Origin of the sequence: Pseudomonas sp. HN11, from assembly GCF_021390155.1 — a bacterium.
GTDB lineage: Bacteria > Pseudomonadota > Gammaproteobacteria > Pseudomonadales > Pseudomonadaceae > Aquipseudomonas.
On record NZ_CP089985.1, the window covers coordinates 4,896,940 to 4,921,157 of the forward strand.

General features: G+C 60.0%; 29 protein-coding genes and 1 pseudogene. 15 read left to right on the plus strand and 15 right to left on the minus strand.

Annotated elements, in window-relative coordinates:
* Positions 1 to 8 precede the first annotated feature (8 nt).
* Positions 9 to 767: a 5-oxoprolinase subunit PxpA gene (locus tag LVW35_RS22325; RefSeq protein WP_233892066.1), complete on the minus strand. Its 759-nt coding sequence runs from the start codon at positions 765 to 767 to the stop codon at positions 9 to 11.
* A 103-nt stretch (positions 768 to 870) separates the two neighbouring features.
* Here LVW35_RS22325 and LVW35_RS22330 point away from each other — a divergent pair, with 103 nt between their 5' ends.
* Positions 871 to 1,788, plus strand: a complete 918-nt coding sequence (locus tag LVW35_RS22330; protein ID WP_233892067.1) for a LysR family transcriptional regulator — start codon at positions 871 to 873, stop codon at positions 1,786 to 1,788.
* Here the strand turns inward: LVW35_RS22330 and LVW35_RS22335 are convergent.
* On the minus strand, positions 1,785 to 2,681 hold the full coding sequence (locus LVW35_RS22335) for a LysR family transcriptional regulator (protein ID WP_233892068.1): 897 nt from the start codon (positions 2,679 to 2,681) through the stop codon (positions 1,785 to 1,787). The two genes, LVW35_RS22330 and LVW35_RS22335, sit on opposite strands and share 4 nt — an antisense overlap.
* Positions 2,682 to 2,787: 106 nt before the next feature.
* Between LVW35_RS22335 and LVW35_RS22340 the strand changes: the two genes are divergently transcribed.
* Complete coding sequence (locus LVW35_RS22340) at positions 2,788 to 3,546, plus strand: SDR family NAD(P)-dependent oxidoreductase (RefSeq protein WP_233892069.1); 759 nt, start codon at positions 2,788 to 2,790, stop codon at positions 3,544 to 3,546.
* A 50-nt stretch (positions 3,547 to 3,596) separates the two neighbouring features.
* Positions 3,597 to 4,502 carry a LysR family transcriptional regulator gene (locus LVW35_RS22345; RefSeq protein ID WP_233892070.1) on the plus strand — a complete coding sequence of 302 codons (906 nt, stop codon included), beginning with the start codon at positions 3,597 to 3,599 and terminating at the stop codon, positions 4,500 to 4,502.
* On the opposite strand, the gene LVW35_RS22350 is transcribed toward LVW35_RS22345, so the two are convergent.
* Positions 4,489 to 4,929 carry a multidrug/biocide efflux PACE transporter gene (locus tag LVW35_RS22350; protein ID WP_233892071.1) on the minus strand — a complete coding sequence of 147 codons (441 nt, stop codon included), beginning with the start codon at positions 4,927 to 4,929 and terminating at the stop codon, positions 4,489 to 4,491. The genes LVW35_RS22345 and LVW35_RS22350 overlap by 14 nt on opposite strands.
* Before the next feature lie 89 nt (positions 4,930 to 5,018).
* Between LVW35_RS22350 and LVW35_RS22355 the strand changes: the two genes are divergently transcribed.
* A complete protein-coding gene (locus LVW35_RS22355) occupies positions 5,019 to 5,873 on the plus strand; it encodes a LysR family transcriptional regulator (protein ID WP_233892072.1) in 855 nt (284 codons plus the stop codon).
* Positions 5,874 to 5,995: 122 nt separating this feature from the next.
* Here LVW35_RS22355 and LVW35_RS22360 read toward each other — a convergent pair whose 3' ends face one another.
* From LVW35_RS22360 to LVW35_RS22375, 4 genes are read right to left on the minus strand one after another with little or no spacing between them, the layout of a single operon-like run.
* Positions 5,996 to 7,219: an RNA polymerase sigma factor gene (locus tag LVW35_RS22360; protein ID WP_233892073.1), complete on the minus strand. Its 1,224-nt coding sequence runs from the start codon at positions 7,217 to 7,219 to the stop codon at positions 5,996 to 5,998.
* Positions 7,216 to 7,695, minus strand: coding sequence for an SRPBCC family protein (locus LVW35_RS22365; protein ID WP_233892074.1), 480 nt, complete (start codon positions 7,693 to 7,695; stop codon positions 7,216 to 7,218). The genes LVW35_RS22360 and LVW35_RS22365 overlap by 4 nt, the downstream gene beginning before the upstream one ends.
* Before the next feature lie 34 nt (positions 7,696 to 7,729).
* Positions 7,730 to 8,074 (minus strand): YciI family protein, encoded by a 345-nt coding sequence (locus LVW35_RS22370; RefSeq protein WP_061449320.1) that lies wholly within the window; start codon positions 8,072 to 8,074, stop codon positions 7,730 to 7,732.
* A 42-nt stretch (positions 8,075 to 8,116) separates the two neighbouring features.
* The gene (locus tag LVW35_RS22375) at positions 8,117 to 8,536 is read right to left on the minus strand and encodes a YybH family protein (protein WP_233892075.1); all 420 of its coding nucleotides are present in this window, start codon (positions 8,534 to 8,536) and stop codon (positions 8,117 to 8,119) included.
* A 159-nt stretch (positions 8,537 to 8,695) separates the two neighbouring features.
* Here LVW35_RS22375 and LVW35_RS22380 point away from each other — a divergent pair, with 159 nt between their 5' ends.
* Both LVW35_RS22380 and LVW35_RS22385 read left to right on the plus strand, forming a co-directional pair.
* Complete coding sequence (locus tag LVW35_RS22380) at positions 8,696 to 9,184, plus strand: GNAT family N-acetyltransferase (protein WP_233892076.1); 489 nt, start codon at positions 8,696 to 8,698, stop codon at positions 9,182 to 9,184.
* Between the two features lie 20 nt (positions 9,185 to 9,204).
* Positions 9,205 to 9,810, plus strand: a complete 606-nt coding sequence (locus tag LVW35_RS22385) for a pyridoxamine 5'-phosphate oxidase family protein (protein ID WP_233892077.1) — start codon at positions 9,205 to 9,207, stop codon at positions 9,808 to 9,810.
* A 43-nt stretch (positions 9,811 to 9,853) separates the two neighbouring features.
* Here the strand turns inward: LVW35_RS22385 and LVW35_RS22390 are convergent, their stop codons facing one another.
* The gene (locus LVW35_RS22390; protein ID WP_233892078.1) at positions 9,854 to 10,336 is read right to left on the minus strand and encodes a GyrI-like domain-containing protein; all 483 of its coding nucleotides are present in this window, start codon (positions 10,334 to 10,336) and stop codon (positions 9,854 to 9,856) included.
* 194 nt (positions 10,337 to 10,530) lie between these two features.
* Here LVW35_RS22390 and alaC point away from each other — a divergent pair, with 194 nt between their 5' ends.
* Entirely contained in the window at positions 10,531 to 11,742 is a 1,212-nt protein-coding gene (alaC, locus tag LVW35_RS22395; RefSeq protein WP_233892079.1) for an alanine transaminase, read from the plus strand.
* Positions 11,743 to 11,840: 98 nt separating this feature from the next.
* Here the strand turns inward: alaC and LVW35_RS22400 are convergent, their stop codons facing one another.
* Both LVW35_RS22400 and LVW35_RS22405 read right to left on the minus strand, forming a co-directional pair.
* Positions 11,841 to 13,193: a GntP family permease gene (locus LVW35_RS22400; RefSeq protein ID WP_161906327.1), complete on the minus strand. Its 1,353-nt coding sequence runs from the start codon at positions 13,191 to 13,193 to the stop codon at positions 11,841 to 11,843.
* 84 nt (positions 13,194 to 13,277) lie between these two features.
* Positions 13,278 to 13,811 (minus strand): gluconokinase, encoded by a 534-nt coding sequence (locus LVW35_RS22405; RefSeq protein ID WP_033896292.1) that lies wholly within the window; start codon positions 13,809 to 13,811, stop codon positions 13,278 to 13,280.
* A 211-nt stretch (positions 13,812 to 14,022) separates the two neighbouring features.
* On the opposite strand from LVW35_RS22405, the gene LVW35_RS22410 reads away from it, so the two are divergent.
* The 7 genes from LVW35_RS22410 (at position 14,023) to LVW35_RS22440 (ending at position 19,803) form a co-directional block, all read left to right on the plus strand.
* Positions 14,023 to 15,054, plus strand: a complete 1,032-nt coding sequence (locus tag LVW35_RS22410) for a LacI family DNA-binding transcriptional regulator (protein WP_162240104.1) — start codon at positions 14,023 to 14,025, stop codon at positions 15,052 to 15,054.
* A gap of 152 nt (positions 15,055 to 15,206) precedes the next feature.
* Positions 15,207 to 15,632, plus strand: coding sequence for a hypothetical protein (locus LVW35_RS22415; RefSeq protein WP_233892080.1), 426 nt, complete (start codon positions 15,207 to 15,209; stop codon positions 15,630 to 15,632).
* A gap of 140 nt (positions 15,633 to 15,772) precedes the next feature.
* Positions 15,773 to 16,405, plus strand: a complete 633-nt coding sequence (locus LVW35_RS22420; protein ID WP_233892081.1) for a glutathione S-transferase family protein — start codon at positions 15,773 to 15,775, stop codon at positions 16,403 to 16,405.
* Between the two features lie 14 nt (positions 16,406 to 16,419).
* On the plus strand, positions 16,420 to 17,157 hold the full coding sequence (locus LVW35_RS22425) for an NAD-dependent epimerase/dehydratase family protein (protein WP_233892082.1): 738 nt from the start codon (positions 16,420 to 16,422) through the stop codon (positions 17,155 to 17,157).
* Positions 17,158 to 17,165: 8 nt separating this feature from the next.
* Positions 17,166 to 18,575 carry an MFS transporter gene (locus LVW35_RS22430; protein ID WP_233892083.1) on the plus strand — a complete coding sequence of 470 codons (1,410 nt, stop codon included), beginning with the start codon at positions 17,166 to 17,168 and terminating at the stop codon, positions 18,573 to 18,575.
* 141 nt (positions 18,576 to 18,716) lie between these two features.
* The gene (locus LVW35_RS22435; RefSeq protein ID WP_233892084.1) at positions 18,717 to 19,139 is read left to right on the plus strand and encodes a hypothetical protein; all 423 of its coding nucleotides are present in this window, start codon (positions 18,717 to 18,719) and stop codon (positions 19,137 to 19,139) included.
* A gap of 142 nt (positions 19,140 to 19,281) precedes the next feature.
* Positions 19,282 to 19,803, plus strand: a complete 522-nt coding sequence (locus LVW35_RS22440) for a hypothetical protein (protein ID WP_233892085.1) — start codon at positions 19,282 to 19,284, stop codon at positions 19,801 to 19,803.
* A 41-nt stretch (positions 19,804 to 19,844) separates the two neighbouring features.
* Here the strand turns inward: LVW35_RS22440 and LVW35_RS22445 are convergent.
* Together LVW35_RS22445 and LVW35_RS22450 are read right to left on the minus strand one after the other, a co-directional pair.
* Positions 19,845 to 20,105 (minus strand): annotated as a pseudogene (locus tag LVW35_RS22445) (methyl-accepting chemotaxis protein); the annotation flags it as partial.
* A gap of 32 nt (positions 20,106 to 20,137) precedes the next feature.
* Positions 20,138 to 21,007: a LysR family transcriptional regulator gene (locus LVW35_RS22450; RefSeq protein ID WP_233892086.1), complete on the minus strand. Its 870-nt coding sequence runs from the start codon at positions 21,005 to 21,007 to the stop codon at positions 20,138 to 20,140.
* A gap of 96 nt (positions 21,008 to 21,103) precedes the next feature.
* Between LVW35_RS22450 and gstA the strand changes: the two genes are divergently transcribed.
* Entirely contained in the window at positions 21,104 to 21,772 is a 669-nt protein-coding gene (gene gstA / locus LVW35_RS22455; protein WP_233892087.1) for a glutathione transferase GstA, read from the plus strand.
* Here gstA and LVW35_RS22460 read toward each other — a convergent pair.
* The 3 genes from LVW35_RS22460 to LVW35_RS22470 form a co-directional block, all read right to left on the minus strand.
* On the minus strand, positions 21,769 to 22,782 hold the full coding sequence (locus tag LVW35_RS22460) for an ABC transporter substrate-binding protein (protein ID WP_233892088.1): 1,014 nt from the start codon (positions 22,780 to 22,782) through the stop codon (positions 21,769 to 21,771). The genes gstA and LVW35_RS22460 overlap by 4 nt on opposite strands.
* A 31-nt stretch (positions 22,783 to 22,813) precedes the next feature.
* Positions 22,814 to 23,317: a sigma-70 family RNA polymerase sigma factor gene (locus LVW35_RS22465; protein WP_233892089.1), complete on the minus strand. Its 504-nt coding sequence runs from the start codon at positions 23,315 to 23,317 to the stop codon at positions 22,814 to 22,816.
* 108 nt (positions 23,318 to 23,425) lie between these two features.
* Complete coding sequence (locus LVW35_RS22470; protein WP_233892090.1) at positions 23,426 to 24,217, minus strand: phosphate/phosphite/phosphonate ABC transporter substrate-binding protein; 792 nt, start codon at positions 24,215 to 24,217, stop codon at positions 23,426 to 23,428.
* Between the last annotated feature and the right edge of the window lies 1 nt (position 24,218).

The following is a 24,218-nucleotide window of genomic DNA, read 5'->3' on the forward strand; positions in this document are numbered from 1 at the left end:
GATCGTTTTTATTGTGGTGTTTTGACGGTGATGCCCGCTCGGTCCAACGCTTCGCGGGTCGCCTCTACCAGCTCCAGCGCACCCGGCGTGTCGCTGTGCAGGCAGATGGAATCGAATTCAATAAACAGGTCTTCGCCTTCAACGGTTCGCACCAGCCCGGTCTGACAAGCCCGCAGGACGCGCGCCGCCACCGTCGCCAGATCCAGCGCCCGCACGTTGCGGGTAAACACGATGGAGCCGGTCAGATCGTACTCACGGTCGGCATAAAACTCCCGTACCACCGGCTGCCCCAGCTCCTTGGCCACGCGCCAGATCACCGAGTTGGGCATGCAATACAACAACAATGTCGGCTCGATGATTTGCAGGTTCTGCACCAGCAGCCGCGCGGCTTCTTCATCACGGGCCAAATGCATGTACAGCGCGCCATGGGGCTTGATGTGTTGCAGGGTCACGCCTTGGGCGCGGGCGATTTCACGCAGGGCGCCGAGCTGGTAGAGCATGTCGTCCACCAACTCCTGAGCCGGAGCATTGATGTGGCGACGGCCAAAGCCGACCAGGTCCCGAAAGCCCGGATGCGCGCCGATGGCCACCCCCAATTGCTTCGCGCGCCCGACCGTGCGGCGCATGGTGCCGGAGTCGCCGGCGTGGAAGCCGGTGGCGATATTGGCCGAGCTGATGTAGGCCATCAGCTCGGCGTCGACGCCATCACCGATGGTCCAGGGGCCGAAGCCTTCGCCCATGTCCGAATTGAAATCCACTGCCTGCATCAGAGTCGCTCCGCCTAAGTGATGAAGGAAAAGTAGGCTGCCGCTTGACCCCTTGGGAAGATCTATTATCAGATGACCCATCTTCTGAAAAAAAGATATCGCTATGTCCCTGACCTTGCGCCAAATTCGATATTTCGTCGCCACTGCCGAAATCGGCCAGATTTCCCAGGCGGCTATCCACCTGAACATCTCGCAATCGGCAGTGACCACCGCGATCAAGGAACTGGAGGCCATGCTCGGCGTGCAGTTGTTCGTGCGCTCGGCCCAGGGCATGAACCTGACCGACGCCGGCCGGCATTTTCTCAACCGTGCCTACGTGATCCTTCGCAGTGTCGATGATGCCTTGAACAGCCCACTGCCCGACTACCGCGCCAGCGGCGTGCTGCGCCTGGCCGCCAGTTACACGGTGCTCGGTTACTTCCTGCCCCACCACTTGCAGCGCATGGAGCACTGGCATCCGGACGTGACCATCGAGGTGTTCGAACAGGAGCGCCAAGCCATCGAACAGGGGCTCCTCGACGGTCAGTTCGACATGGCCGTGGTGCTCACTGCCAACCTCACTCACCCGGCTATCGTCTCGGAAATTCTGTTCAATTCGGAGCGCCGTTTATGGCTGCCCAGCCATCATGCTTTGTGCGAGCGCGGCGCCGTGAGCCTGGCGGACGTGGCCCAGGAACCCTACATCCTGCTTACCGTCGACGAGGCCGAACACAGCGCCATGCGCTATTGGGAACAGGCCGGACAAACGCCCAAGGTGCGCTTGCGCACCAGTTCGGTGGAGGCGGTGCGCAGCATGGTCGCCAATGGCAGCGGCGTGGCGATTCTGTCAGACCTGGTGCACCGCCCCTGGTCGCTGGAGGGCAAGCGCATCGAAACCCTGACCGTCACCGACCCCGTCACGCCGATGAGCGTGGGCCTGGCCTGGCACCGTGAGCGTGCGTTTACCCCGGCAATGCAAGCAGTGCGCGATTATTTCCACGACGCGTTCCTGGCGCCGCAACAGTTGTCGGCGCGGCGTTAGAGCTGGGCGTGCAGTGTCACTGCCAGCCACTCCATGAACACCCGAACACGTTGCGGCAAATGACGTTGGCCGGCGTACAACATCGACACGTCCAGCGCCGGCGCCGGGTACTCCGGCAACACGCTCACCAGTTCGCCACGGGCCAATAGTTCGCGGATACCGAGTAACGGCACCTGGGTAATGCCGAAACCGCCCAGGCAGGCCGCTTGGTAGGCATCGGTGCTGTTGACCGTAACCCGCCCGGCCATCGGCACACGGTGCACCTTGTTGCCCTGTTGGTATTCGAACCCCGCCGAGCGTGACCCCAACGGCCTTACGTAATGCACCAGCTGATGCTGCGCCAGGTCCGCCAGGGTCATCGGCGTGCCATAGCGTTGCAGGTAGGCCGGACTCACGCAGTTGACCATCGGCATGCTGCAGACCTTGCGCGCGACCACGGTTTGATCAGGCTGGGCGCCGACGCGCAGCACGCAGTCAAACCCTTCGGCAATCAGATCCACCTGTCGGTCGGAACTGCTGATCTCCAGTTCGATCAACGGGTGCGCGTCCATGAACGCCGGCAGACGTGGCAGGATCAATTCCCGCGCCATGACGTTGGGCATATCGACCCGAATGCGTCCGGTCAGTTGGGCTTCATCCTGACGAAAAAGGCCTTCCAGTTCTTCCATGTGCGACAGCAGATCCTTGCTGCGCTCATACAACACACGACCATCCTGGGTTGCCTGTACCGTGCGCGTGGTGCGTTGTAACAAACGCGCGCCGAGAAGTTCTTCCAACGCCTGCACATGCTCGGACACAGTGGAGCGCGGCAGACCCAGGCTCTCGCCGGCCTGGGTAAAACTCGACAGTTCGGTGACGCGCACGAAGGTGCGCAGCAGCTCAAGCTTGTTCATGGGATTGTTCGCTTTATCCGGCCAGTGATTCCGATATAGCGCTGTTTATCACGTTATGGGCGACTAAATACACTTCTTCTCACTGATCACCTGAGAGGACAACACCATGACCCGCAAAATCGCACTCATCACCGGCGCCAGCCGTGGCCTGGGCAAAAGCGCCGCGTTGCACCTGGCGGCACAGGGTGTCGACATCATCGGCACCTACCACAGCGCGGCGCAGGAAGCCCAAGCGGTGGTCGAACAGGTTCAAGCCCTGGGCGGCCGTGCCGCCATGCTGCAACTGGATGTGAGCAAGAGCGACACCTTCAAGGATTTTGTCGGCGAAGTCGGCACCTTGCTCAGGGATGGTTTTGCACAGAATCACTTCAATTTTCTGATCAACAATGCCGGGATCGGCGTCCATGCCAGCTTTGCCGAAACCACCGAAGCCCAGTTCGATCAATTGGTGGCGATCCACTTCAAGGCTCCGTTTTTCCTCACGCAAAAACTGCTGCCGCTGATCAGCGATGGTGGGCGCATCATTAATATTTCCAGCGGCCTGGCACGGTTCACCCTGCCGGGGTATGCAGCCTACGCGTCGATGAAAGGTGCAATGGAGGTGCTCACCCGCTACCAGGCCAAAGAATTAGGGGGACGGGGAATTACCGTGAATATCCTGGCTCCCGGTGCCATCGAAACCGACTTCGGCGGCGGCGCAGTTCGCGACAATGCCGGACTCAACAGCATGGTCGCCAACAACACGGCCTTGGGGCGCGCCGGCTTACCGGACGACATTGGCGGGGCGATTTCTACCCTGCTGGCCGAGGGCGGCAACTGGATCACCGGGCAGCGCATCGAAGCTTCGGGGGGCATGTTTCTTTAAACGTTCTGCGCTAGCATCAGTGCCTTCAGATCACTGACAGGCAATCACCGATGAGTTTTGATCCAGGCTTGGCCGGCGGTATGGGTGTATTGGCGGCCGTGGTCGACAGCGGCAGTTTCGCCCGCGCCGCCGACAGCCTGGCCATGACCCCATCGGGGGTCAGCCGCGCGATTTCACGCCTGGAAAAACGCCTGGGCATCCGCCTGTTCGACCGCACCACCCGCTCGGTGCAGTTGACCGATGAGGGGCGACGTTTCTACCAGGAAATCGCCCCGCTGCTGGCCGGTCTCGAAGAGGCTGCCAACGCCGCTGCCGACAGTGCAGTGAACGTGCGCGGACGCCTGCGGGTGAATATCGACCCGTACTTCTCGCGTCTGGTCCTGGGCCCGGTACTGGGCGACTTCATGCGCCTTTATCCGCAACTGCAACTGGACTTGCACACCCGCGATCAACTCGGCGACCTGGTGGCCGACGGCTTTGATCTGGCGATTCGCTTCGGTATCCCACAGTCCTCTTCGTTGATCGCCCGCAAGCTGATGGAAGTGCGAGTGCTCACCCTGGCCTCCCCCGCTTATCTTGAGCAGTACGGCCGCCCCACCACCCCGCAAGACCTGGAAACCGGGCACATGTGCCTGGACTTTCGCGATTCGCAAACCGGTCGCCCGTTTGCCTGGGAATTCCACCGCCCCGGCGAACGAGTAATCGTGCGCACCAATGGCCGCCTGGTGGTCAACGATGCCAGCACCCTGTACAGCGTGTGCGAACACGGGCATGCGGTGGCGCAAATGCTCGACCTGGGCCTGGCGCCGGCACTCAAGGCAGGCGGGTTGGTAGAGCTGTTTCCGGATTGGCCGGATGAGCGTTTTCCGTTGTACGCCTACTACCCGTCGCGGCATTTGCCCGCCGCCAAGGTGCGGGCGTTCCTGGATTTTGTCGCCGGGCTCAAGCTTGGCTAGGCAGCCGCTGCTGTACGATTTTTTCCCGAATCACGTCATACCCCCAGTGATACACATAGGTGTACGGCAGGAAGAACAGCAGCACGCCGATGTCGAGCATGAACGCTTGCATCAGGCTGATGTTCAGCCACGCCGCAATCAAAGGCACCGCGACGATAATCAACCCGCCTTCGAACATCAGCGCGTGCAGTACCCGCGTCCAGCCCCCACCCGAAAGTTGCAGGCGTACTTTGAGGCGGTCGAACAGGCTGTTGAAAATGATGTTCCAGGTCAGCGCCAGCAGGCTCAGGCCCAAGGTCACCGCGCCCATTTCCAGCGCCGGCCGGCTGGTGATCCAGACCAGCAGCGGTGTACAGATCAACAACGCCAGGCCTTCGAAACCCAGGGCTTGGCAAACACGTTCAGTAATCGACTTGGTAGGGCTCATAACCTGCGCTCCGTGAGTAACGATGGTTGCCATGATTACCCTTTGACTCGATACTTCATAACTAATAACCATCGATCAAGGCGATATTCATGGCGTCCCACGAAGTGCTTCAGGCGTTTGTCCAGGCGGCCACCCAGGGCTCCTTTTCAGCGGCGGCGCGCAAGCTGGGCAAGAGCCAGTCCACCGTCAGCGCGGCGGTGGCGAGCCTGGAGATTGACCTGGATGTAGTGCTCTTCGACCGCAGCAGCCGCAAGCCGGCGCTGACGCCGGCCGGGTATGTGTTGCTGCAACGTGCCGAGCAGGTGCTGGAGGCCAGCAGCCGCCTTGAATTGGCGGCGAGTCAGTTGTCCCAAGGGTTGGAACCAAAGCTGACGATTGCGATGTCGGACACCTATCAATCGCAGCGTTTTGAAGACGCCGTCATCGCGTTCGCCGAGCGTTATCCGGACCTGGAACTGGAGTGGCTGATCGCCGAATGCGACGACCTGATAGACCTGGTGCAAAGCGGCCGGGCGCAGATTGCGTTTATCGAACAGCAAGACGTTTACCCACCCGACTTGACCAGTTCGCCGGTACAGGAACGCACGGAAACGGCGTTGTTCGTGTCGGCGCAACATGCGTTGGCCAGCCTGGAGACCATCGACCAGCAGACCTTGAAACAGCACCGCGAATTGCGCCTGGCGAGCATCGTCAAACCCTATGACAACCGGGCGGCAGGCCGGGTCTGGTCCGCCGCCAGCTACCTGATGTTGATGGAAATGGCTCAATTGGGGTTCGGCTGGGCGCCTTTGCCGCGCTGGCTGGTGGAACGCTTTGGCAATGCCGGGATGGTTGAACTCAAGGTCCGTGGTTGGCCACGCTCGGTGACGGTGGATGCGTTGTGGTCGCGCCAGCATCCGCCAGGGCCGGCGGGGAGTTGGTTGTTGAACGCGATGCTGGAGTGATCACATCCAGACGATGGAGATCAATGTGGGGGCTGGTATCTACACATCTTTTAAGGGATCACTACAATATTGTGTAGATACCTATGCGTATCGCAGGCAAGCCAGCTCCCACATTTTGATCTCTATTGTCTGGGGAGTTTGAGTTCGGCGAGGCGTCGTTCCAGGAAGCGTTTTTCCGGGGTTTGTTGTGTCAGTGACAAGGCTTTTTCATAAGCAGTGCGGGCCTCTTCGGTACGTCCCAACTGCCGACAAAACTCACCCCTCGCCGAATGCGCCAGGTGGTAATCCAGCAACTCGCCACGTGCCAGAATCTCCTCTATTTGCTGCAAACCTGTCAGAGGACCATCACGCATGGCCACCGCAACGGCCCGGTTCAACTCGATCACCGGTGACGGCATTGCCCTAAGCAACACGTCATAGAGCCCGATGATCTGCGGCCAGTCCGTCTCTTCTGCACGCGTGGCTTCGGCGTGCACCGCCGCAATCGCCGCCTGCAGGCAGTACGGCCCAAAGCGCCGAGAGCTCAGCGCACGCTCCACCAGCGCGCAGCCTTCGGCAATCAGGGCCGCCTCCCACAGCGAACGATCCTGTTGATCCAGCAGCACCAACTCTCCACTGGCCGAGGTACGCGCCGGGCGACGGGATTCGTGCAGCAACATCAACGCCAGCAGGCCCATGACTTCCGGTTCAGGCAACAGCTCCATCAGCAAGTGGCCCAGTCGAATGGCTTCGCGCGTCAAATCCTCGCGAGTCAGGTCAGCGCCCATCGACGCCGAATACCCCTCGTTGAACACCAGGTAAATCACTCGCAGCACACTGTCCAAACGTTCGGGCAGTTCATCCAGGGACGGCACTTGATAAGGAATCCTGGCCTCACGGATCTTGGCCTTGGCCCGCACGATGCGCTGGGCAATGGTGGCCGGCGTGGCCAAAAACGCCCGGGCGATTTCTTCGGTGGTGAGGTCGCAGATCTCGCGCAAGGTCAGCGCCGCCTGGGCATCCGCCGCCAGCGCCGGGTGGCAGCAGGTGAAGATCAGCCGTAGGCGGTCGTCTTCCACGTCTTCATCGCTCCAGTCAGCCGCTTCCAGCGCATTGGCCTGCTCCTGCAACAACGGGGTGAATCGCGCCTGGCGGCGTAGACGGTCGATGGCCTTGAAGCGCCCGGTTGATATCAGCCAAGCCCTTGGATTGTCCGGCAGACCGTCCAGCGGCCAACGCTGCACTGCGACGAAGAACGCCTCGTGCAGGGCCTCCTCGGCCAAATCGAAATCGCCGAGCAAGCGAATCAGCGTCGCGAGTACCCGGCGTGATTCGCTGCGGTAGATGGTTTCGACCGACAGGGTCAATCGGGCATGCCCTGGGTCACCAACGTCACCAGCCTGTCCAGGCTCTGGCCCCAGCCATCGTGAAAGCCCATGGCCTCGTGCGCCTGCTTGTCTTCGGCACTCCAGTGCATTGCGCGGGCGATGTAGAGGGTCTTGTTACCCTCGACTTCCTGCAGGGTCACTTCGGCGGTCATGAACGGCTTGCCCGATGGAATCCAGCCGGGCGTAAAGGCATCGGTAAACACAAGGCGTCGTGGCGCAACGATCTCCAGGAACACGCCCTGGGTCGGGTATTCAGCGCCGTCCGGCGCGCGCATCAGGGTACGAAACAGACCACCGACCCACAGGTTCATTTCGCACTCAGGGGTGGTCATGCCGTGGGGGCCCCACCATTGCTGGAGCAAGGCAGGCTCGGTCCAGGCACGGAACACCCGGCTGCGCGGCGCATCGATCACGCGACTGATGGACAATTCAAACTCGGCAGGTTGCGTAGACATGGGGTAAACCTCTTGAGTCTTATGGTTATTGTGTTCAGAGATTCAATTCGCGCACGGGGCGCACTTCCACACTGCCAACCCGGGCGGCCGGAATGCCACCGGCCACCTGGATCGCTTCGTTCAAGTCGCGAGCCTCGATCAGGTAGAACCCGGCGAGTTGCTCCTTGGTTTCGGCAAACGGCCCGTCTGTGATCGACAGCTTGCCATTGCGCATGCGCACGGTGGTGGCGGTGGTCACCGACTCCAGAGGCTCGGCAGCCAGCATGCGACCGCTGGCCTGAACGGACTGCGCGTAGGCGAAGCACTCCGGGTCTGCCGGGCTGTCCGGCGAGGTGTGCAGCACCTGTTCGTTGCTGTAGATCAGGCAGAGGTATTTCATGTGCTTCTCCGTTTTCGGACTACTGACTATAGATCGCGGCCGTCAAGGTTTCAGGTCGAACAGACCGATGCCGGTTTCCATGTCGAAGGGTGCAGACCAGTGCTCATGCACCACCTTCCATTGTCCATTGAGGCGTTGATAACCGGCGCTGACACGCATCCAGCAGGTTTTCAGCACGCCATCCGGCCCGGTGCCGCCACAGTGCGCCAGCCAATGGGCAAAGGCACTGTCCTCTCCGGCCACGATATGCAGCTCATGAAAGTCAAAAACGCCGGGGCCGGGGCAAAACTCCATGCAGGCCTTCCAATGGGCCTGGTAAGCGGCCTTGCCCTTGAATTGCAGGGCGCCAACGGCATCGAACGCGACGATATCGTCGGCGTAAAAGCTGACAATCTTCTCGACATCCTTGGCGGTGACGGCTTGTTTCCATTGTTCGATCAGGGTGTTGATGGCAGTGCTCATGGCAATACTCCTCGGGATGCTTCTGGGGGTGGAAAAATCACGGAAGACGCCCTTAGTCGAATGCCCATCCGGCAAATCGACATACGGTTTAAAAATATTTTCGTCCCTGGCAAAACCGCTAGAATCCGCCCTCTTTGTAGGATTTCGGATACGCCCCCGATGGAAACCCGCCTCGCCCTCTATGAGACGCTGAGCCTTGTGCAGAAACAGCAACTCGACACCCTGCAAGTGCATCCCGAGCAACTAGCATATTCCGGTGATATCTACTGTGCGCTGAACAGCCTGCTGGTCAATCCCCATCCCACCGCGATCAAAGGCTTCGCCCTGCTCGCCGACGAAATACCTGTGGCCTTCCTCCTGCTCAAACGCCCACCTTGCTTGCCCCACTGGGCCGATGAGCACTGCGCGACCTTGCACGCGTTGCAGGTGGATCGGCATCACCAAGGGCGTGGATTCGGTAAAGCCTGTCTGCAGGCGCTGCCCGCAGCGGCATTGCAGGCGTGGCCTCAGATCAAGGGGCTGGAGTTGTCGGTGGATACGGACAACGTGGCGGCGATGGGCTTGTATTTGAAGGCTGGGTGGGTGGATAGCGGGGAGGCGTATAAGGGCCGGATTGGGTATGAGCGCCGGCTGGCGTTGGTATTTTGAACGATAAGGAGGCGGTAAGCATGCTGACAACTCTCGAACAACTCGAAGCCCTCTACGGCCTCCCCCACGAGCGCGCCGTGCGCAAGGAAATCCCGTTTCTCAACGAGGATTACCAAGCCATGGTACGGGCTTCGCCGTTGGTGGTGGTGAGTTCGTCCGGGCCCGACGGTATCGACGGTTCGCCACGCGGTGATGTGCCGGGCTTCGTGCGGATTGTAGATGAGCACACCCTGGCGATTCCGGATCGACCGGGCAACAACCGCTTGGATACCTTGCGCAATCTGGTGCAGGACCCGCGCATTGCCTTGCTGTTCATCATTCCGGGTATTGGCGAGACCTTGCGCGTGAATGGCAGGGCGCAGATCTCCATCGAGCCTGAACTGCTGGAGAGTTTTGCGGTGAATGGAAAACCGGCGCGGTCGGTGATTCTGGTGCAGGTGGAGGCCGCGTATTTCCACTGTTCCAAGGCCTTTGTACGCTCGGACTGCTGGAACCCCGAGAAGCACCTGGACCGCTCGGCACTGCCCTCGGCGGGGGCGTTTCACAAGCGCCTCAATGATGGGCAGTTTGACGCCGAGGCGTATGACCGGGAGATGCCGGAGCGGGTCAGAAGTACGCTGTATTGATTCACCTGCAGGCGCCGGCTTGCTGGCGCCTGCAGGGTTGCGGTCAGCCTCTTTCACCTACCGGCAACCAGATCTCCACCGTACCGGTGCCCTTGCGCGCATCAAAATCGGCGCTGTAGCGCTCGAAATCCGCGCCCATCACTTTGTACCCCGAGTGCGGCAGCCACTCGAACATGATGCGTTCGTACGTTTGCTCAAGCGCCTGCACCGGCCCGCAATGTGGGAATACGGCGTAGTTGAGTGGTGAGATTTCGATGTACTCGAAGTTGCTCGGCACATCGGCTTTGGTCGGGACTTCGACACCGGCCATGTAGTCGAATTCGCCCTGCTTGGGGTTATGACAAACACCATAGGTCACACCGCCAACGCGCTTCTTGATGTCTTTGATGCAAGTATCGAACAACTCCCACAGCTTGGGGATATCGCCCACGGTGGCCTTCGAATAACGCCCTTGCACCCCGGCGATCACCAGGGCTTTACCGGCTTCCATGCGTGGCTCTAACGGTTGCTTTGTCTGCTGATCCATACGAACAGTCTCCTTCTTATGAGGGAACAAACCCGCATCGAGTATAGGGGCATATCCACGCTGAGCTCCATGCAGAAAATTTTCCTAGAATCTGGACAAAGGGCCATCATCGCCCGTATTGTCCGTCCCGCAGGCCACCGCAGTGGCCGACGTCGCTCGGACGGTTCCGGGCGCTTACGTACTTCGAGGCAACAATGGCAGACCTTGGTTCGCCGCGCCGCTTTGCGCGCATAGATCGACTCCCCCCTTACGTTTTCAATATCACTGCCGAGCTGAAGATGGCTGCGCGTCGGCGTGGCGAAGACATCATCGACTTGAGCATGGGCAACCCTGACGGTGCCACGCCGCCGCATATTGTCGAAAAACTTGTGCAAGTCGCCCAGCGCGAAGACACCCATGGCTACTCCACCTCCAAAGGCATTCCGCGTCTGCGCCGGGCGATTTCGCGCTGGTACAAGGACCGTTATGAAGTGGACATCGACCCCGAGTCGGAAGCCATCGTCACCATCGGTTCCAAGGAAGGCCTGGCACACTTGATGTTGGCCACCCTGGACCAAGGCGACACCGTGCTGGTGCCCAACCCGAGTTACCCGATTCACATCTACGGCGCGGTGATTGCCGGCGCCCAGGTGCGTTCGGTGCCACTGATTCCCGGTGTGGACTTCTTCGCGGAGCTGGAACGGGCGATTCGCGGCTCGATCCCCAAGCCGAAGATGATGATCCTCGGTTTCCCGTCCAACCCCACCGCGCAGTGCGTGGAACTGGACTTCTTCGAACGTGTGATTGCGCTGGCCAAGCAATACGACGTGCTGGTGGTCCACGACCTGGCCTATGCCGACATCGTCTACGACGGCTGGAAAGCCCCGTCGATCATGCAGGTGCCGGGTGCCAAGGACATTGCGGTGGAGTTTTTCACCCTGTCCAAGAGCTATAACATGGCCGGCTGGCGCATTGGTTTCATGGTGGGCAACCCGGAACTGGTCAACGCCCTGGCGCGGATCAAGAGTTACCACGACTATGGCACTTTCACCCCGCTGCAAGTGGCGGCGATTGCTGCATTGGAAGGCGATCAGCAGTGCGTGAAAGACATCGCCGAGCAGTACCGCCAGCGCCGTAATGTGCTGGTCAAGGGCCTGCATGAGCTGGGCTGGATGGTCGAGAATCCAAAGGCATCGATGTACGTCTGGGCAAAGATTCCCGAGCAATATGCGGCCATGGGTTCGCTGGAGTTCGCCAAGAAATTGCTGCTTGAGGCGAAGGTGTGTGTGTCGCCAGGCATCGGCTTTGGCGAGTATGGCGATGACCATGTACGCTTTGCGCTGATCGAGAACCAGGACCGGATTCGCCAGGCGGTGCGGGGGATTCGTGGGATGTTCCGGGCGGATGGGCTGGTCACCAAAGCCTGACCCGAACCACCTGTTGGAATGTGGTTAAAATTGTGGGAGCGGGCTTGCTCGCTCCCACATTTGGATTGGGTTTTCACCCCAGCTTGATGGTGTGCCTGTTAGACCACCAGCGACAGCAACATGATAAAGATCAGGGCCACGATAGACAGGATGGTTTCCATCGCCGTCCAGGTCTTGAACGTCTCGGCCACGGTCATGTTGAAGTACTGCTTCACCAGCCAGAACCCCGCATCGTTGACGTGAGACAGGATCAACGAACCCGCCCCCGTCGCCAATACCAGCAACTCACGGTTAACCCCTGGAATCATCCCCACCACCGGCACCACGATGCCCGCGCCAGTAATGGTGGCCACCGTGGCCGAACCGGTCGCCACACGAATCACCGCCGCCACCAGCCACGCCAGCAGGATCGGGTTGATCTGTGCGTTCACCGCCATGTGGCCGATCACGTCACCCACGCCACTGGTCACCAGCATCTGCTTGAAACCGCCACCGGCGCCGATGATCAGGATGATCGCCGCGGTCGGCGCCAGGCTGGCGTCGAGCAGCTTGAGGATCTGCTTGGAGTGGATACCCTGGCGATGACCAAAGGTGTACAGCGACAGCAGCAGCGCCAGCAGCAGCGCGGTAATCGGGTGACCGATCATGTCCATCCAGTTGCGCACCACATTGCCTTCGGCGAACGCGATGTCGGCGAAGGTTTTCAGCAGCATCAGGAACACCGGCAACAACACGGTGACCAGTGTGATACCGAAGCTTGGCAGCGACTTGTTATCAGTCTCGCGGGCCAGTTGGTCGACCAGTTCCTGGGACGGGTTGCCCGGAATGTATTTGGCGATGAACGTACCGAAGATCGGGCCGGCGATGATGGCGGTCGGCAGTGCGACGATCAGGCCGTAGAGGATGGTCTTGCCGATGTCAGCGCCAAACACACCGATGGCCAGCAGCGGGCCCGGGTGCGGTGGCACCAGGCCGTGTACCGCCGATAGACCGGCGAGCAGCGGGATACCGATCTTGATCAGCGACACGCCGGTGCGGCGCGCGACGATAAACACCAGCGGGATCAGCAGCACAAAGCCGATCTCGAAGAACAGCGGGATGCCCACCAGGAACGCGGCGAACATCATGGCCCACTGGACCTTCTCTTTGCCGAAGGCGCGGATCAAGGTCTGGGCGATCTGATCGGCACCACCGGATTCGGCCATCATCTTGCCGAGCATCGTGCCCAGCGCGAGGATGATGCCGACAAAGCCGAGCACCCCGCCAAAACCGTCCTGGAACGCCTTGATGATCTTGTCCACGGGCATGCCCGAGGTCAGGCCGAGGAAGCCGGCCGCGATGATCAGGGCGATGAACGGGTGCACCTTGAACTTGGTGATCAGAACGATCAACCCGATGATAGTGACCACTGCATCAAGCAGCAGGTAGGACTCGTGGGACATGCCAAACATGGGGGATCTCTCCTGTTTGTTGTTGTTATTAAAGCGGGTGTTGAATTTCCTGCCGGGGATAGCGCTATCTTTTCCGGCAAAAAATCAATGGGTTGGTTCAAAGCCGTGTTGCAGCCACCAGGCGTTGGTCTGCTCTGCCAGTTCCTCGACGCTGTCTTCACTGGCGTTGAGGGCCAGGGTCAGCGGCTCGCCTTTGGGCGATTCAAGGGTGGCGAACTGGCTGTCGATCAGGCTGGCTGGCATGAAATGGCCGGGGCGATGGGACACGCGGTCGGCGGCCACGGCGCGGGTCAGCTCCAAAAAGACAAAACCCAGGCCCGGTGCGGCTTCGCGCAGATGATCGCGGTATTTCTTTTTCAGGGCGGAACAGGTGAGCACGGGATGCTCGCCCGCTTTGAGCGAACGGCGCAGTTCATCGCACAGGATGTCGAGCCAGCCGGCGCGGTCGTCGTCGTTGAGGGGGTGGCCGGCGCTCATCTTTTCGATATTGGCGGCGGGGTGAAAGCTGTCGCCTTCAATGGCGGTGGCACCGTTCAGGCGGCACAGGGCCTCGCTGACGCTGGACTTGCCGCAGCCGGAAACACCCATAATGACCAGGGCGGTAACAGGTTGACTCATGAAACACCTCAGGACGCAGATAGCGCTACCTTTGCACGCTGTAAGGCTAGTGCAAAAACAGGCTTTCCCGCGCCGTCTTGTCATTTTTATGGAGTGACGCGTGCATCCGCTCCAATCATTTGAACCGGATCAGGCAACCCAAAGTTCAAGCATTTGCAGCCATTTGGAGACAGCGCTACCTTAGTGCCTCGATTTTTGTTTGGCAAGCCGCCTGATGACCTCCAAGAACGATAAAAAATTGCGTACCACGGGTCGCCCGACCCTTAACGAAGTCGCCCGCCTCGCCGGCGTCAGCCCGATTACCGCCTCCCGTGCCCTGCGTGGCATCAGCACCGTGGCCACCGAACTGGTGGAAAAAGTGCAGCAAGCCGCTGCCGAACTCAACTACGTGGTCAACCCCGCCGCCCGCGCGCTGGCCTCGGCCCAGAGCCATTCGGTGGTGGTGTTGGTGCCATCGCTGTCCAACCTGCTGTTTATCGAAACCCTCGAAGCCATCCACCAGGTGCTGCGGCCCAAGGGCTTTGAAGTGCTGATCGGCAACTCCCACTATTCGCGCGATGAAGAAGAAAACCTGCTGCGCAACTACATGGCCTACCAGCCACGGGGTTTGTTACTGACCGGGTTTGATCGCACGGAAAGTGCCCGACGGATGGTCGAGGCCAGCAATGTGCCCTGCGTCTATATGATGGACCTGGACCCGAACGCCGGGGTGAACTGCGTGGGTTTCTCGCAATTGAGCGCGGGCGAAACGGCGGCGGCGCATCTGTTGTCCCGTGGGTACAAACGCCTGGCCTATATCGGCGCGCAGTTGGACCAACGCACATTGCTGCGCGGCGAAGGTTTCCGTCGGGCACTGCAACAGGCCGGCCTGTACGACCCGGCGCTGGAACTGCTGACACCGCGCCCCTCTTCCGTAGGATTGGGTGGCGAGTTGTTCTTACAATTGCTGGCCGCCCACCCTGACGTGGATGCGATCTTCTTCGGCAACGACGACCTGGCCCAGGGCGCCTTGCTGGAAGCCCTGCGCCACGGCATCAAAGTGCCGGAGCGCGTGGCCGTGCTGGGTTTCAACGACCTGCCCGCCTCATCCTTCATGGTGCCGCGCCTGAGCAGCATCAGCACCCCGCGTGAAGCGATTGGGCGGCGTGCGGCGGAGCACTTGTTGACGATCATGGCAGGTAACAAGATCGCCAAGCCGGTGGTGGATATGGGGTTTGAGTTGCAGGTACGGGAGAGTACGTAAGGGGTTTGCTGCCTGCATTCTGAGCCAACAGGGCAGATTCTCCTTTCCACACCTGTCAACTTTGACAGTAGTCACCCGCGCATCAGGGCCTTATAAGTGAAGCGTCGACGAGATCGTCCTGACGCTTGAAACTCACCGAAAAGGACCTTGCCATGCCCTCTCAAACATCCACTCCATCACTACTCGCCAAAGGAGTTGTCGGCTGTAATGTATCCGTCACCCCCTTGCCATTCACTTCTGATGAAGTGAATTTGCTAGATACGGGTAAGCGATACCAGATTTTCGCAACCACCAAATCAAGGGACCGCGCAGTATTGTTTTACATAAAAAAAAATATCGTCCCTGGCACTTACTCTATCGGTGCCCCCGATAGCGACGAAGATGTGGGCGCCTACATTTTCCACGCCTACCCAGATAGTCAATATAACCACTATGCCAAGACCGGAACCTTCAACTTGAATAGTATTGATTTCGCCAACACCGAAATTGACGCGACATTTGAGTTCGATACGGATGGCAGGCCAGGTGAGCCGACGATAAAAGTTACGAATGGGACCGTTACGCTCTCCGGCCCTTGATATTAAAAAATGCGCGTTCTTAAAGTGGCAGGAACACTTTGTCCTCTAAAAGTGCTCTTGCCACCAGTGCCTGATAACGGTCTCGCGCCGCCTCGATGTCCCTGCTAAATTGAACCCCTTGCCACCGCCAGGGAAGCACCATGGGACACTCACTGAAAATCTTGGGCCGCGCGTCCTCCATCAACGTGCGCAAAGTACTCTGGACCTGCCAGGAACTGGGCATCGATTACCAGCGCGAAGACTGGGGTATCGGCTTCAAGCCCACCCAGTCCGCCGACTTCCTCGCCCTGAACCCCAACGCCCAGGTGCCGGTGCTGATCGACGACCACGGCGTGCTGTGGGAGTCCAACACCATCTGCCGCTACCTCGTGAACCTCTACCAACGGCATGACCTGCTGCCCGCCGAACCCGCGCCGCGGGCCCGGGTCGAGCAATGGATTGACTGGCAAGCCATCGAACTCAACCGCGCCTGGGGCGATGCGTTCACTGCCTTGGTGCGTAATAACCCGGATGGGCTGGACGCCGCGCAGATCGCCGCTGCTGTGCAGGTCTGGAACGACAAGATGGGCATTCTGGAACAACAGCTCGTTCGCACAAACGCTTACGTGGCCGGTGATGAATTCACCCTCGCCGATATCCTGATCGGCCTCTCGGTGCACCGCTGGCAGATGACGCCTATGGAACGCCCGCCCTACCCGGCCATTGCCGCGTACTATCAGCGGCTGAGCCAGCACAAAGGCTTCCAGACTTTCGCCCTCGACGGCCATAACTAAACAAGGACTACCGCGTGAAAGGACTCAACGTACTGCTCACCGGCGCCTGCGGCAGAATCGGCAGGACATTTTTCGAAGCCTCGAAAGACCGCTACCGCTTCACCCTCACCGACCGTCTCGCGCCGGATTTTGACTTGGGCGAACACCGCTTCGTACACGCCGACCTCAGCGACAAATCCAGCCTGGCGGCATTGCTCGACGGCATCGACGTGATCGTGCACCTGTCCGGCATCCCCCATGCCAGCGCGTCGTTCGACGAACTGCTGCCCAACAACATCCTTGCCACCACCTACCTGTTCGAAGCCGCCGTGGCCGCCGGGGTAAAACGCCTGGTATTCGCCAGCAGCGCGCAAACCATCGAAGGCTACCCGGTCGACCGCCAGATCACGCCCGGCATGCCGGTGATGCCCGCCAACCTGTATGGCGTGAGCAAATGCTACGGCGAAGCGCTCTGCGGTTTCTATGCGGCAAAAACCCCGTTGTCGACGATTGCCCTGCGCATCGGCGCCTTCGAATTCCCCGAAACCCACGCCCTCAACAACGCCCGCGACCTCAGCGCCTGGCTCAGCCCGCGGGATGCGGTGCAGTTGCTGCAACGTTCGGTGGAAGCCGAGGGCGTGAAACACTTGATCGCCCATGGCATTTCCAATAACCGTTTCAAGCGCCTGGACTTGAGCGAAACCATGCGGGTGCTGGGTTACCATCCCCAGGATGACGCGTTTCAAGCATTCGATATTCCGATCACTTATTGAGTTTCCCCATGCCCGCACTCTCTGCCGCCGACGGCATCGACCCCATCCGCGCCGCCCATATCAGCGCACGCATCGACCGCCTGCCTGCCGTCGCCACCGTCTGGCGCCTGGTGGCGCTGCTGTCGATTGGCGGTTTTTTCGAGCTGTATGACCTGTTCCAGACCGCCTACATCAGCCCCGGTCTGATCAGCGATGGGATTTTCCACACCGGCAGTGAAGGCGTGTTTGGTTTCTCCGACCAGGCCGCCTTCGCCTCGGCGACCTTCCTTGGTCTGTTCCTCGGCGCCAGCCTGCTCAGCCCCATCGCCGACCGTTTCGGGCGGCGGGCGATCTTCACCTTTGCCTTGATCTGGTACACCGTCGCCACGGTGTTGATGGGCATTCAGACATCAGCGGTGGGCATCATCTGCATGCGCTTTTTGGTGGGCATTGGACTGGGCATCGAACTGGTGACCATCGACGCATACCTCTCGGAACTGGTGCCCAAGCGCATGCGCAGTTCGGCGTTTGCCTTTGCGTTTTTCATCCAGTTCCTGTCAGTGCCGGCGGTGGCGTTGATGTCGTGGTGGCTGGTGCCACAGGCACCGTTCGGTGTGTCGGGCTGGCGTTGGGTGGTGTTGTCGAGCGCCGTGTTTGCGCTGTTTATCTGGCAATTGCGCAAGCGTTTGCCGGAGTCGCCGCGTTGGCTTGCACAAAAAGGGCGTTTCGAAGAGGCCGGCCTGATCATGGACAACCTCGAAGCGCGCTGCCAGAAAGATCATGGCAAACCCCTGGATGAGCCCGAACCCGAAGCTGTCAGCGTGCAAGGCAGCGGCCGCTTTGCCGATATCTGGCAGCCCCCTTACCGCCGCCGCGCCTTGATGCTGATCGTGTTCCATGTGTTCCAGGCCATCGGTTTCTTCGGCTTTGGCAACTGGCTACCGGCGTTGTTGTCGGGCCAGGGCGTCAGTGTGACCCACAGTTTGCTCTACGCCTTCATCATCACCCTCGCCTACCCACTGGGGCCGCTGCTGTTCGTGAAGGTGGCCAACCGTTTTGAAAACAAATGGCAGATCGTCGGCTCGGCGTTGGGCGCGATGATCTTCGGCAGCCTGTTTGCCCTGCAAACCACGGCGGTGGGGCTGGTGATCTGTGGGGTGATGATCACTTTCTGCAACGCCTGGTTGAGCTTCAGTTATCACTCGTACCAAAGTGAATTGTTCCCCACCAACATCCGGGCGCGGGCGGTGGGCTTCTGCTATTCGTTCAGCCGTTTGTCCACGGTGTTCAGCAGTTTGTTGATCGGCTTCATTCTCGAACACCTGGGCACACCAGGCGTGTTGGCGTTCATTGCCAGCAGCATGTTGATCGTGATGATCACCATCAGTTGGTTCGGGCCGCGTACGCGGAACCTGGCGTTGGAGAACATCGCTCACTGACTGGGGGAGACACCTCTGCCGTTCGTCTGCCCAACCAAATACCTGTCAGCTATGACAGTAGACCCCGCCTGTTACCAACGTTTTACTGCTTGATAGGCGAACCATAGGGAACGCTGCCACGTGAAGGGAAGGAGCAGGACAATGGAACAGAACAACGAAGAACGGGCGTCAGCAGGCTGGCTGAAATCCACTGGCTTTGAAGGCGCCATAGATACCACCGCCGTCGACTATCGTCAGTCACCTACAGGCAATAGAGGCATCACCCTGTTTGGTATCCAAGCAGTCACCGGTGGCAATTTCATCGGTATTCAAATCAATTTCCCCAGAAATGTGAGTCTGGGCCCCACCCCAGTGCCACAGCCTTGGCCCGATGAGGTGGAAGTGGCCTACTTTCGACAGACAAGTAGTGGTCAGCGTACAAGCTATCGAGCCAAAAGCGGCACGCTCGACCTGTCAGCGTTTGACGAACAACAGGGTTCTGCGTCGGGGACATACAGTGTCCAGGCTGATGTGGATGGCACAGAACATTCGTTTGAAGGGTCGTTTGACATTTTCACTGTTTGACAGATGCCCCCGGCAAAGGATGGCCTTGCGGGGCCATTCATTGCCGCTCTCATTTTCCGTTCCCCCCGTTTTCAAGGGGTTTGCTCCTCGGCACGCTATTTGCTCCACCTGTGGCACCGAACATTTCCCCAGGTGACCGATCATGCTGGTTAACAACAACACCCAAGCCGTGTCGACCGTTCAACAACTCAAACGGCCCGACATGGACCCCGCCAACGCCGCTGCCAGCGCGCTGTACAGCGGTGCCCTGCAAGCCGCGCAACAGAGCGTGACCGTGCCGGCCGCGCAGAAGGAACTGGACAAGGCCAACGACCGTATCGACGAGGCCTTCGCCAAGACCCGCGTGCAGTTGCAGACCACCACTGAAGCCGTCACTGCCTCCACCGCGACGCCCGAAGTGCCCAAGACCGGTTCGACCGCCAGCACCGCGCGCTCCGAGTTCACTGACTACATGAACAAATCCCCGGCCGAGCGTATCCGTGAGCAGTTGCTCAAGGAACAGGGTTTGACCGAGGCGGACGTGCAGAACATGTCCCAGGAAAAGCAAGACGCGATTTCCAAGCAAGTGGCAGAGCGTTTGAAGCAGCAGCAAGAGCAGCAGGTAGCGGCGAAGACGGCTGAGCCGCAGGCGCAGACCGTGAAAGAAACCCTGGCTGCGATCTAATCTTGTTCGACCTGTAGTGAGCGGGCTTGTCCCGCTCAGTGTTACTGAAGTTGTAGGGTCGAATTGAACTGCCCGATCGCATCTACCACATGCCGTGACCCTTCCTGAATCTCCAGGATCACCTGCCCCGCTTCGTTCGCCAATTCCACTCCCAAGCCCGTGCGGCTCAAGCTCGACTGCATACTCGACACCGCACTCAGCGACAGGTCGTGGTTCTTGCGCACCACATCGACGATTTCCACCGTCGCCTGGCTGGTCCGCGCCGCCAGGCTGCGTACTTCGTCGGCCACCACTGCAAAACCGCATAGACAGGGCTTGGCGCTATGCAAGGCCACTAGTCTGCCAGCATTTTTAATAATGCCAGGGCAGCCGCTGACGGTGGGCGATCCGGCGCACCGACCAAGGCAAATTCACGGTGCAGCGGCACATTCAGCGCCATCACGCGCAGGCCCTTGCGCTGGGCCGGCAAGGCCATTTCCGGCACCAGAGTGACACCGATGCCCTCACGCACAAGGCTGAAGGCACTGTTCCATTCGCGCACCTCAACGCGGATATCGCGCAGGGTCAGCCCCGCCGCGGCCCCCAGGCTACGTGCATTAGCGGTACAGCCACCCGTGGCGAGCACGAATGGCTGCTCAAGCAACTCCTCAAGCGACACCGTGGCATCCGCCGGGCGTTGCGCCAGCGCATGGTCCACTGGCAGCACGGCCATCCAGAAATCACGGCCCAACACCGTCGCATTAAGCGCGGGCTTGGGATTGAGCACCACGCCCAGGTCGATGAGGCCGGTGTCGAGCAGCGTGAGCACTTCGTTGTCGGTGACATCCAGGGTAGTGACCTCGATACCCGGATAGAGCTGGGCAAAACGCTGCAACGCGGGTGTCAGATATGTCGCCAGCACCATGGGGAAACTGGCGATGCGAATTGTCCCACGCAACATGGGCCTGGCGTCATCCACAGTGCTACGAATCGTCTGCAAAGCCCCAAGCATTACCCGCGCCTGCTCGATCACACTCAGGCCCAACGCGGTGGGCAAGGTCTTGCGCGGTTCGCGGGTAAACAGCTGCGCACCCAGCGTCGCCTCCATGCCGGCCATGGCCTGGCTGGCGGCGGATTGAGTCATGCCCACGCGCTCGGCGGCAGCGGTAATGCTGCCGTGATCGGCCACGGCCACCAGCAGACGCCAGTGCATCAGGTTCATCATGGCAGTAGCAATCCTTATGGCAGGGGTCTGAACGTTTAATTTTACGCAAGGTGCCATGCCCGCGAGACTGGCGCAAATTCAACGGAGCTGCCCCAGATGAAACTGTACCTCTTCCCCCACGCCTGTTCCCTCGCGCCGCATATCGTGCTGCGCGAACTGGCGCTGCCGTTCGATCTGGTGCGGGTAGACAATCAAGCCAAGACTACTGCCGATGGCGAAGACTTCCTGCAGATCAACCCCAAGGGCTACGTGGCCGCGCTGAAACTGGACAACGGCCAGGTGCTGACCGAGGCCAGCGCTATCCTGCAATACCTGGCCGACTTGAAACCCGCCGCCGCCCTGGCGCCGGCCAATGGCAGCTGGGAGCGCGTGCGATTGCAGGAATGGCTGAATTTTATCGCCACCGAAGTGCACGGCGGGTTGGCGGTGTTCTTCAATGCTGCGATTCAGGGCGAGGTGCGGGCCGTGTTCCAGGCGACTTTGTTCAAGCGCTTCGCGGTGTTGGTGCAGACGCTGGAACGCCAGGACTATTTGCTGGGTGCGCAGTACTCGGTGGCCGATGCGTACCTGTTCGTGGTGCTGCGCTGGGCGGCCTTTCACGCTATTGATCTGCGCGAATGGCCAGCACTTGAGGCGTTTCAACAACGGGTCGGTCAGCGTCCGGCAGTGATCGCGGCGTTGGACACCGAGAGCCGACAAGCTGAAATGCCCACACATTTGGTCTTCATTGGGTTAGAGGGCAGTGGCGAGGACTCTCAACATTAGAGCTCGGCCCTGACCTTTGCCGCTATTTCTGCCGGCACCCACTGCTGCCAGATCTGCGGTTGCTCGTTGAGGAACGCCAGCGCCACTTGGCGCGGTTGTTCACGTTTCTCACTCATCTGCGCAAGGATGCTATTGAGCAGGTCGATCGGCAGGTCGACCTTTTCAAAAAACGTCACCAGTTGCGGATACTGCGCCTTGAATAGCGCAGACACGCCAATTGCCAGGTGCGAAGGCATTGAACGGGTGCCGATAGGGTGCGGATTATTGGCATCGGCCAGGGTTTTCCAGGCGTCGGCATTGAACGGTGGCTCTTCAAGTTTGATCAGTTTGAAACGGCCCAGCAGCGACGTTGGCGACCAGTAGTAGAACAGTACAGGTTTACCGCGTCGGATAGACGACGCCACTTCGGCATCCAGTGCCGCGCCGGAACCGGTGCGGAAGTTGACGAAGCTGTCGGTCAAGCCATACGCCTTGAGTTTCTGACTGTTGACTATCTCTGATGTCCAGCCGGTCGGGCTATTGAGGAAGCGGCCACGGGCCGGGTCTTCGGGATCGCGGAACACGTCTTTGTAGCGCGAAAGATCGGTCACCGATTTGAGGTCCGGCGCCAGCGGCTTGATCCCGCGTTCGGCATCGCCCTTGATGACGTATTCGGGTACCCACCAGCCTTCGGTGGCGCCCTTGACGGTGTCACCCAGGCCAAACACTCTGCCTTCACTTTCAGCCTTGACCCACGCCGGACTGCGCCCCGCCCACTCTTCACCGATCACTTGGATATCGTCCTTGGCCAACGCAGCTTCCAGGCTCACGGTGCTACCGGGCAAGGTGTCGGTGGGCAAGCCATAGCCTTTTTCGACGATCAGGCGCAGCACTTCGGTGATCAGGCTGCCGCTTTCCCACCTGATATCGCCAAAGTGGATCGGTTTGACCACTTCGGCGGCAGGGGCTTGTTGGGCCAGGACGGCGAGTGCCAGCAGCGAGCTGCCAAGCAGTTTTTTGATGGTTTTCATGGACCGCCTCGTAGGATTTTCAGTGCTAGGCTCAGACGCCAAACGTGGGATGCCGACAACGCTTGAACGCGTGCGCCATGTGGTTACTGACCGAGCGCTGGGAAATCCCCAGCTCGGCAGCGATTTGCGGATAAGTCAGGCCATTGAGTTGTGACGCCAGGAACGTCGCCCTGACTTTGCCTGGCAAGCCGTCGAGCAGGTGATCGATTGCCTGCAGGGCTTGGAGTCGTTGTGCCAGATCTTCGGGAGACTGCGTCTCGTCGACCCCCTCTGCATCAAGGTAAGCGCGCTCCAGGTCACGACGCCGCCACAGCTGATACATCAGACGCTGGGCAATGGTGGTGAGCAAGGCACGAGGTTGGCGGATGGGTACTACATCCGGCGCACTCAAAAGCTGCACGAAAGTGTCGGCGGCGATGTCTTCGGCGTGGGCACGGGAATCGAGGTGGCGGTGCAAACGGCTGCACAGCCAGTCGTAATGACTGCGGAACAATCCGCCCACGTAGTCGCTGTGAGAAGTGTCGGCGCCGGACATAGTGGCTCCATCTGAGTAGGTTGCGCGATATGTCCGGTGTTCCGGTGCAGCGATCCTAGCAAGGCTGCTTATTCTTTAATAATATTTAAAAGGCATTTTTATATAACCCTATTGAAGCATCGCATAACCGGCGCTGGCGGCCTGCTGCTGGTAGTTCAACAGTACTTGGTAGTCGTCTTCGCTGGCTGGCAGTACCTCCTGCAAACCCATTGTCTCAGCCACTTGCGGTAAATCCTGCAGCGCCTGGTTCATGGCCTGACGGATCTGAACCACGTGTTCATCGCTTAAGCCCACCGGGCCGATATAGGGCAAGGTCGGGCTCGGCGCGCTGCGGGTGACAATGCGCAGCCCTGCCACTTCCTGCGGCGCGAAGCGGGCCAGGTAGTCGTAGGTGACGCTGTCGATGGCGGCGAGGTCGGCGCGGTCGTCCCGCAGCCAGCGCAAGCTTTCGCGGTGGGCGCCGCTGATGGCGACGTTGGCGAAGAAACGCCCATCGCGTTGCAAAGGTGCCAGTCGTTCGCGCAGCAGGTTCATGCCGCTGTTGGAATCGTAGCCGTTGATCACGCCTCGGCTGTCGTAGAAATCTGCCAGGATGTGGCGCGGGTTGTCATCGCGGGTCAGCAACAGACTGCAATGTTCTCCCTGGCTGCTGTGGGGCAACTCGTAGCGCGGGCGGCCAATGATACTAACCTGGCCGCGCAGTTGGGTCATCAGCGGATAACCACAGGTCTGGGTCACGATTAATTCAGGCGCGAGCCACAGACCGGGCAGGTCGAGATGATCGGCGTCGCGCCGCCCCAGGTTCAGGTGTTGGAGGATGCGCACAATCCAATGCTGATTGGCCTGGTTGATCGGCTCAGGCGCCACATACATCAGCAGCTCGGCATAGTGGTCACTCATG

Excerpts from the sequence above, each read along its gene's own strand:
- LVW35_RS22430 (WP_233892083.1), top strand. The coding sequence starts at position 17,166 with ATGCCCGCACTCTCTGCCGCCGACGGCATCGACCCCATCCGCGCCGCC.
- LVW35_RS22340 (WP_233892069.1), top strand. The coding sequence starts at position 2,788 with ATGACCCGCAAAATCGCACTCATCACCGGCGCCAGCCGTGGCCTGGGC.
- LVW35_RS22405 (WP_033896292.1), bottom strand. The coding sequence starts at position 13,811 with ATGAGTCAACCTGTTACCGCCCTGGTCATTATGGGTGTTTCCGGCTGC.
- LVW35_RS22470 (WP_233892090.1), bottom strand. The coding sequence starts at position 24,217 with ATGAGTGACCACTATGCCGAGCTGCTGATGTATGTGGCGCCTGAGCCG.
- LVW35_RS22330 (WP_233892067.1), top strand. The coding sequence starts at position 871 with ATGTCCCTGACCTTGCGCCAAATTCGATATTTCGTCGCCACTGCCGAA.
- LVW35_RS22355 (WP_233892072.1), top strand. The coding sequence starts at position 5,019 with ATGGCGTCCCACGAAGTGCTTCAGGCGTTTGTCCAGGCGGCCACCCAG.
- alaC (WP_233892079.1), top strand. The coding sequence starts at position 10,531 with ATGGCAGACCTTGGTTCGCCGCGCCGCTTTGCGCGCATAGATCGACTC.
- LVW35_RS22450 (WP_233892086.1), bottom strand. The coding sequence starts at position 21,007 with ATGATGAACCTGATGCACTGGCGTCTGCTGGTGGCCGTGGCCGATCAC.
- LVW35_RS22325 (WP_233892066.1), bottom strand. The coding sequence starts at position 767 with ATGCAGGCAGTGGATTTCAATTCGGACATGGGCGAAGGCTTCGGCCCC.
- LVW35_RS22440 (WP_233892085.1), top strand. The coding sequence starts at position 19,282 with ATGCTGGTTAACAACAACACCCAAGCCGTGTCGACCGTTCAACAACTC.
- LVW35_RS22335 (WP_233892068.1), bottom strand. The coding sequence starts at position 2,681 with ATGAACAAGCTTGAGCTGCTGCGCACCTTCGTGCGCGTCACCGAACTG.
- LVW35_RS22390 (WP_233892078.1), bottom strand. The coding sequence starts at position 10,336 with ATGGATCAGCAGACAAAGCAACCGTTAGAGCCACGCATGGAAGCCGGT.
- LVW35_RS22400 (WP_161906327.1), bottom strand. The coding sequence starts at position 13,193 with ATGTTTGGCATGTCCCACGAGTCCTACCTGCTGCTTGATGCAGTGGTC.
- LVW35_RS22365 (WP_233892074.1), bottom strand. The coding sequence starts at position 7,695 with ATGTCTACGCAACCTGCCGAGTTTGAATTGTCCATCAGTCGCGTGATC.
- LVW35_RS22370 (WP_061449320.1), bottom strand. The coding sequence starts at position 8,074 with ATGAAATACCTCTGCCTGATCTACAGCAACGAACAGGTGCTGCACACC.
- LVW35_RS22350 (WP_233892071.1), bottom strand. The coding sequence starts at position 4,929 with ATGAGCCCTACCAAGTCGATTACTGAACGTGTTTGCCAAGCCCTGGGT.
- LVW35_RS22345 (WP_233892070.1), top strand. The coding sequence starts at position 3,597 with ATGAGTTTTGATCCAGGCTTGGCCGGCGGTATGGGTGTATTGGCGGCC.
- gstA (WP_233892087.1), top strand. The coding sequence starts at position 21,104 with ATGAAACTGTACCTCTTCCCCCACGCCTGTTCCCTCGCGCCGCATATC.
- LVW35_RS22465 (WP_233892089.1), bottom strand. The coding sequence starts at position 23,317 with ATGTCCGGCGCCGACACTTCTCACAGCGACTACGTGGGCGGATTGTTC.
- LVW35_RS22375 (WP_233892075.1), bottom strand. The coding sequence starts at position 8,536 with ATGAGCACTGCCATCAACACCCTGATCGAACAATGGAAACAAGCCGTC.
- LVW35_RS22460 (WP_233892088.1), bottom strand. The coding sequence starts at position 22,782 with ATGAAAACCATCAAAAAACTGCTTGGCAGCTCGCTGCTGGCACTCGCC.
- LVW35_RS22380 (WP_233892076.1), top strand. The coding sequence starts at position 8,696 with ATGGAAACCCGCCTCGCCCTCTATGAGACGCTGAGCCTTGTGCAGAAA.
- LVW35_RS22385 (WP_233892077.1), top strand. The coding sequence starts at position 9,205 with ATGCTGACAACTCTCGAACAACTCGAAGCCCTCTACGGCCTCCCCCAC.
- LVW35_RS22420 (WP_233892081.1), top strand. The coding sequence starts at position 15,773 with ATGGGACACTCACTGAAAATCTTGGGCCGCGCGTCCTCCATCAACGTG.
- LVW35_RS22435 (WP_233892084.1), top strand. The coding sequence starts at position 18,717 with ATGGAACAGAACAACGAAGAACGGGCGTCAGCAGGCTGGCTGAAATCC.
- LVW35_RS22415 (WP_233892080.1), top strand. The coding sequence starts at position 15,207 with ATGCCCTCTCAAACATCCACTCCATCACTACTCGCCAAAGGAGTTGTC.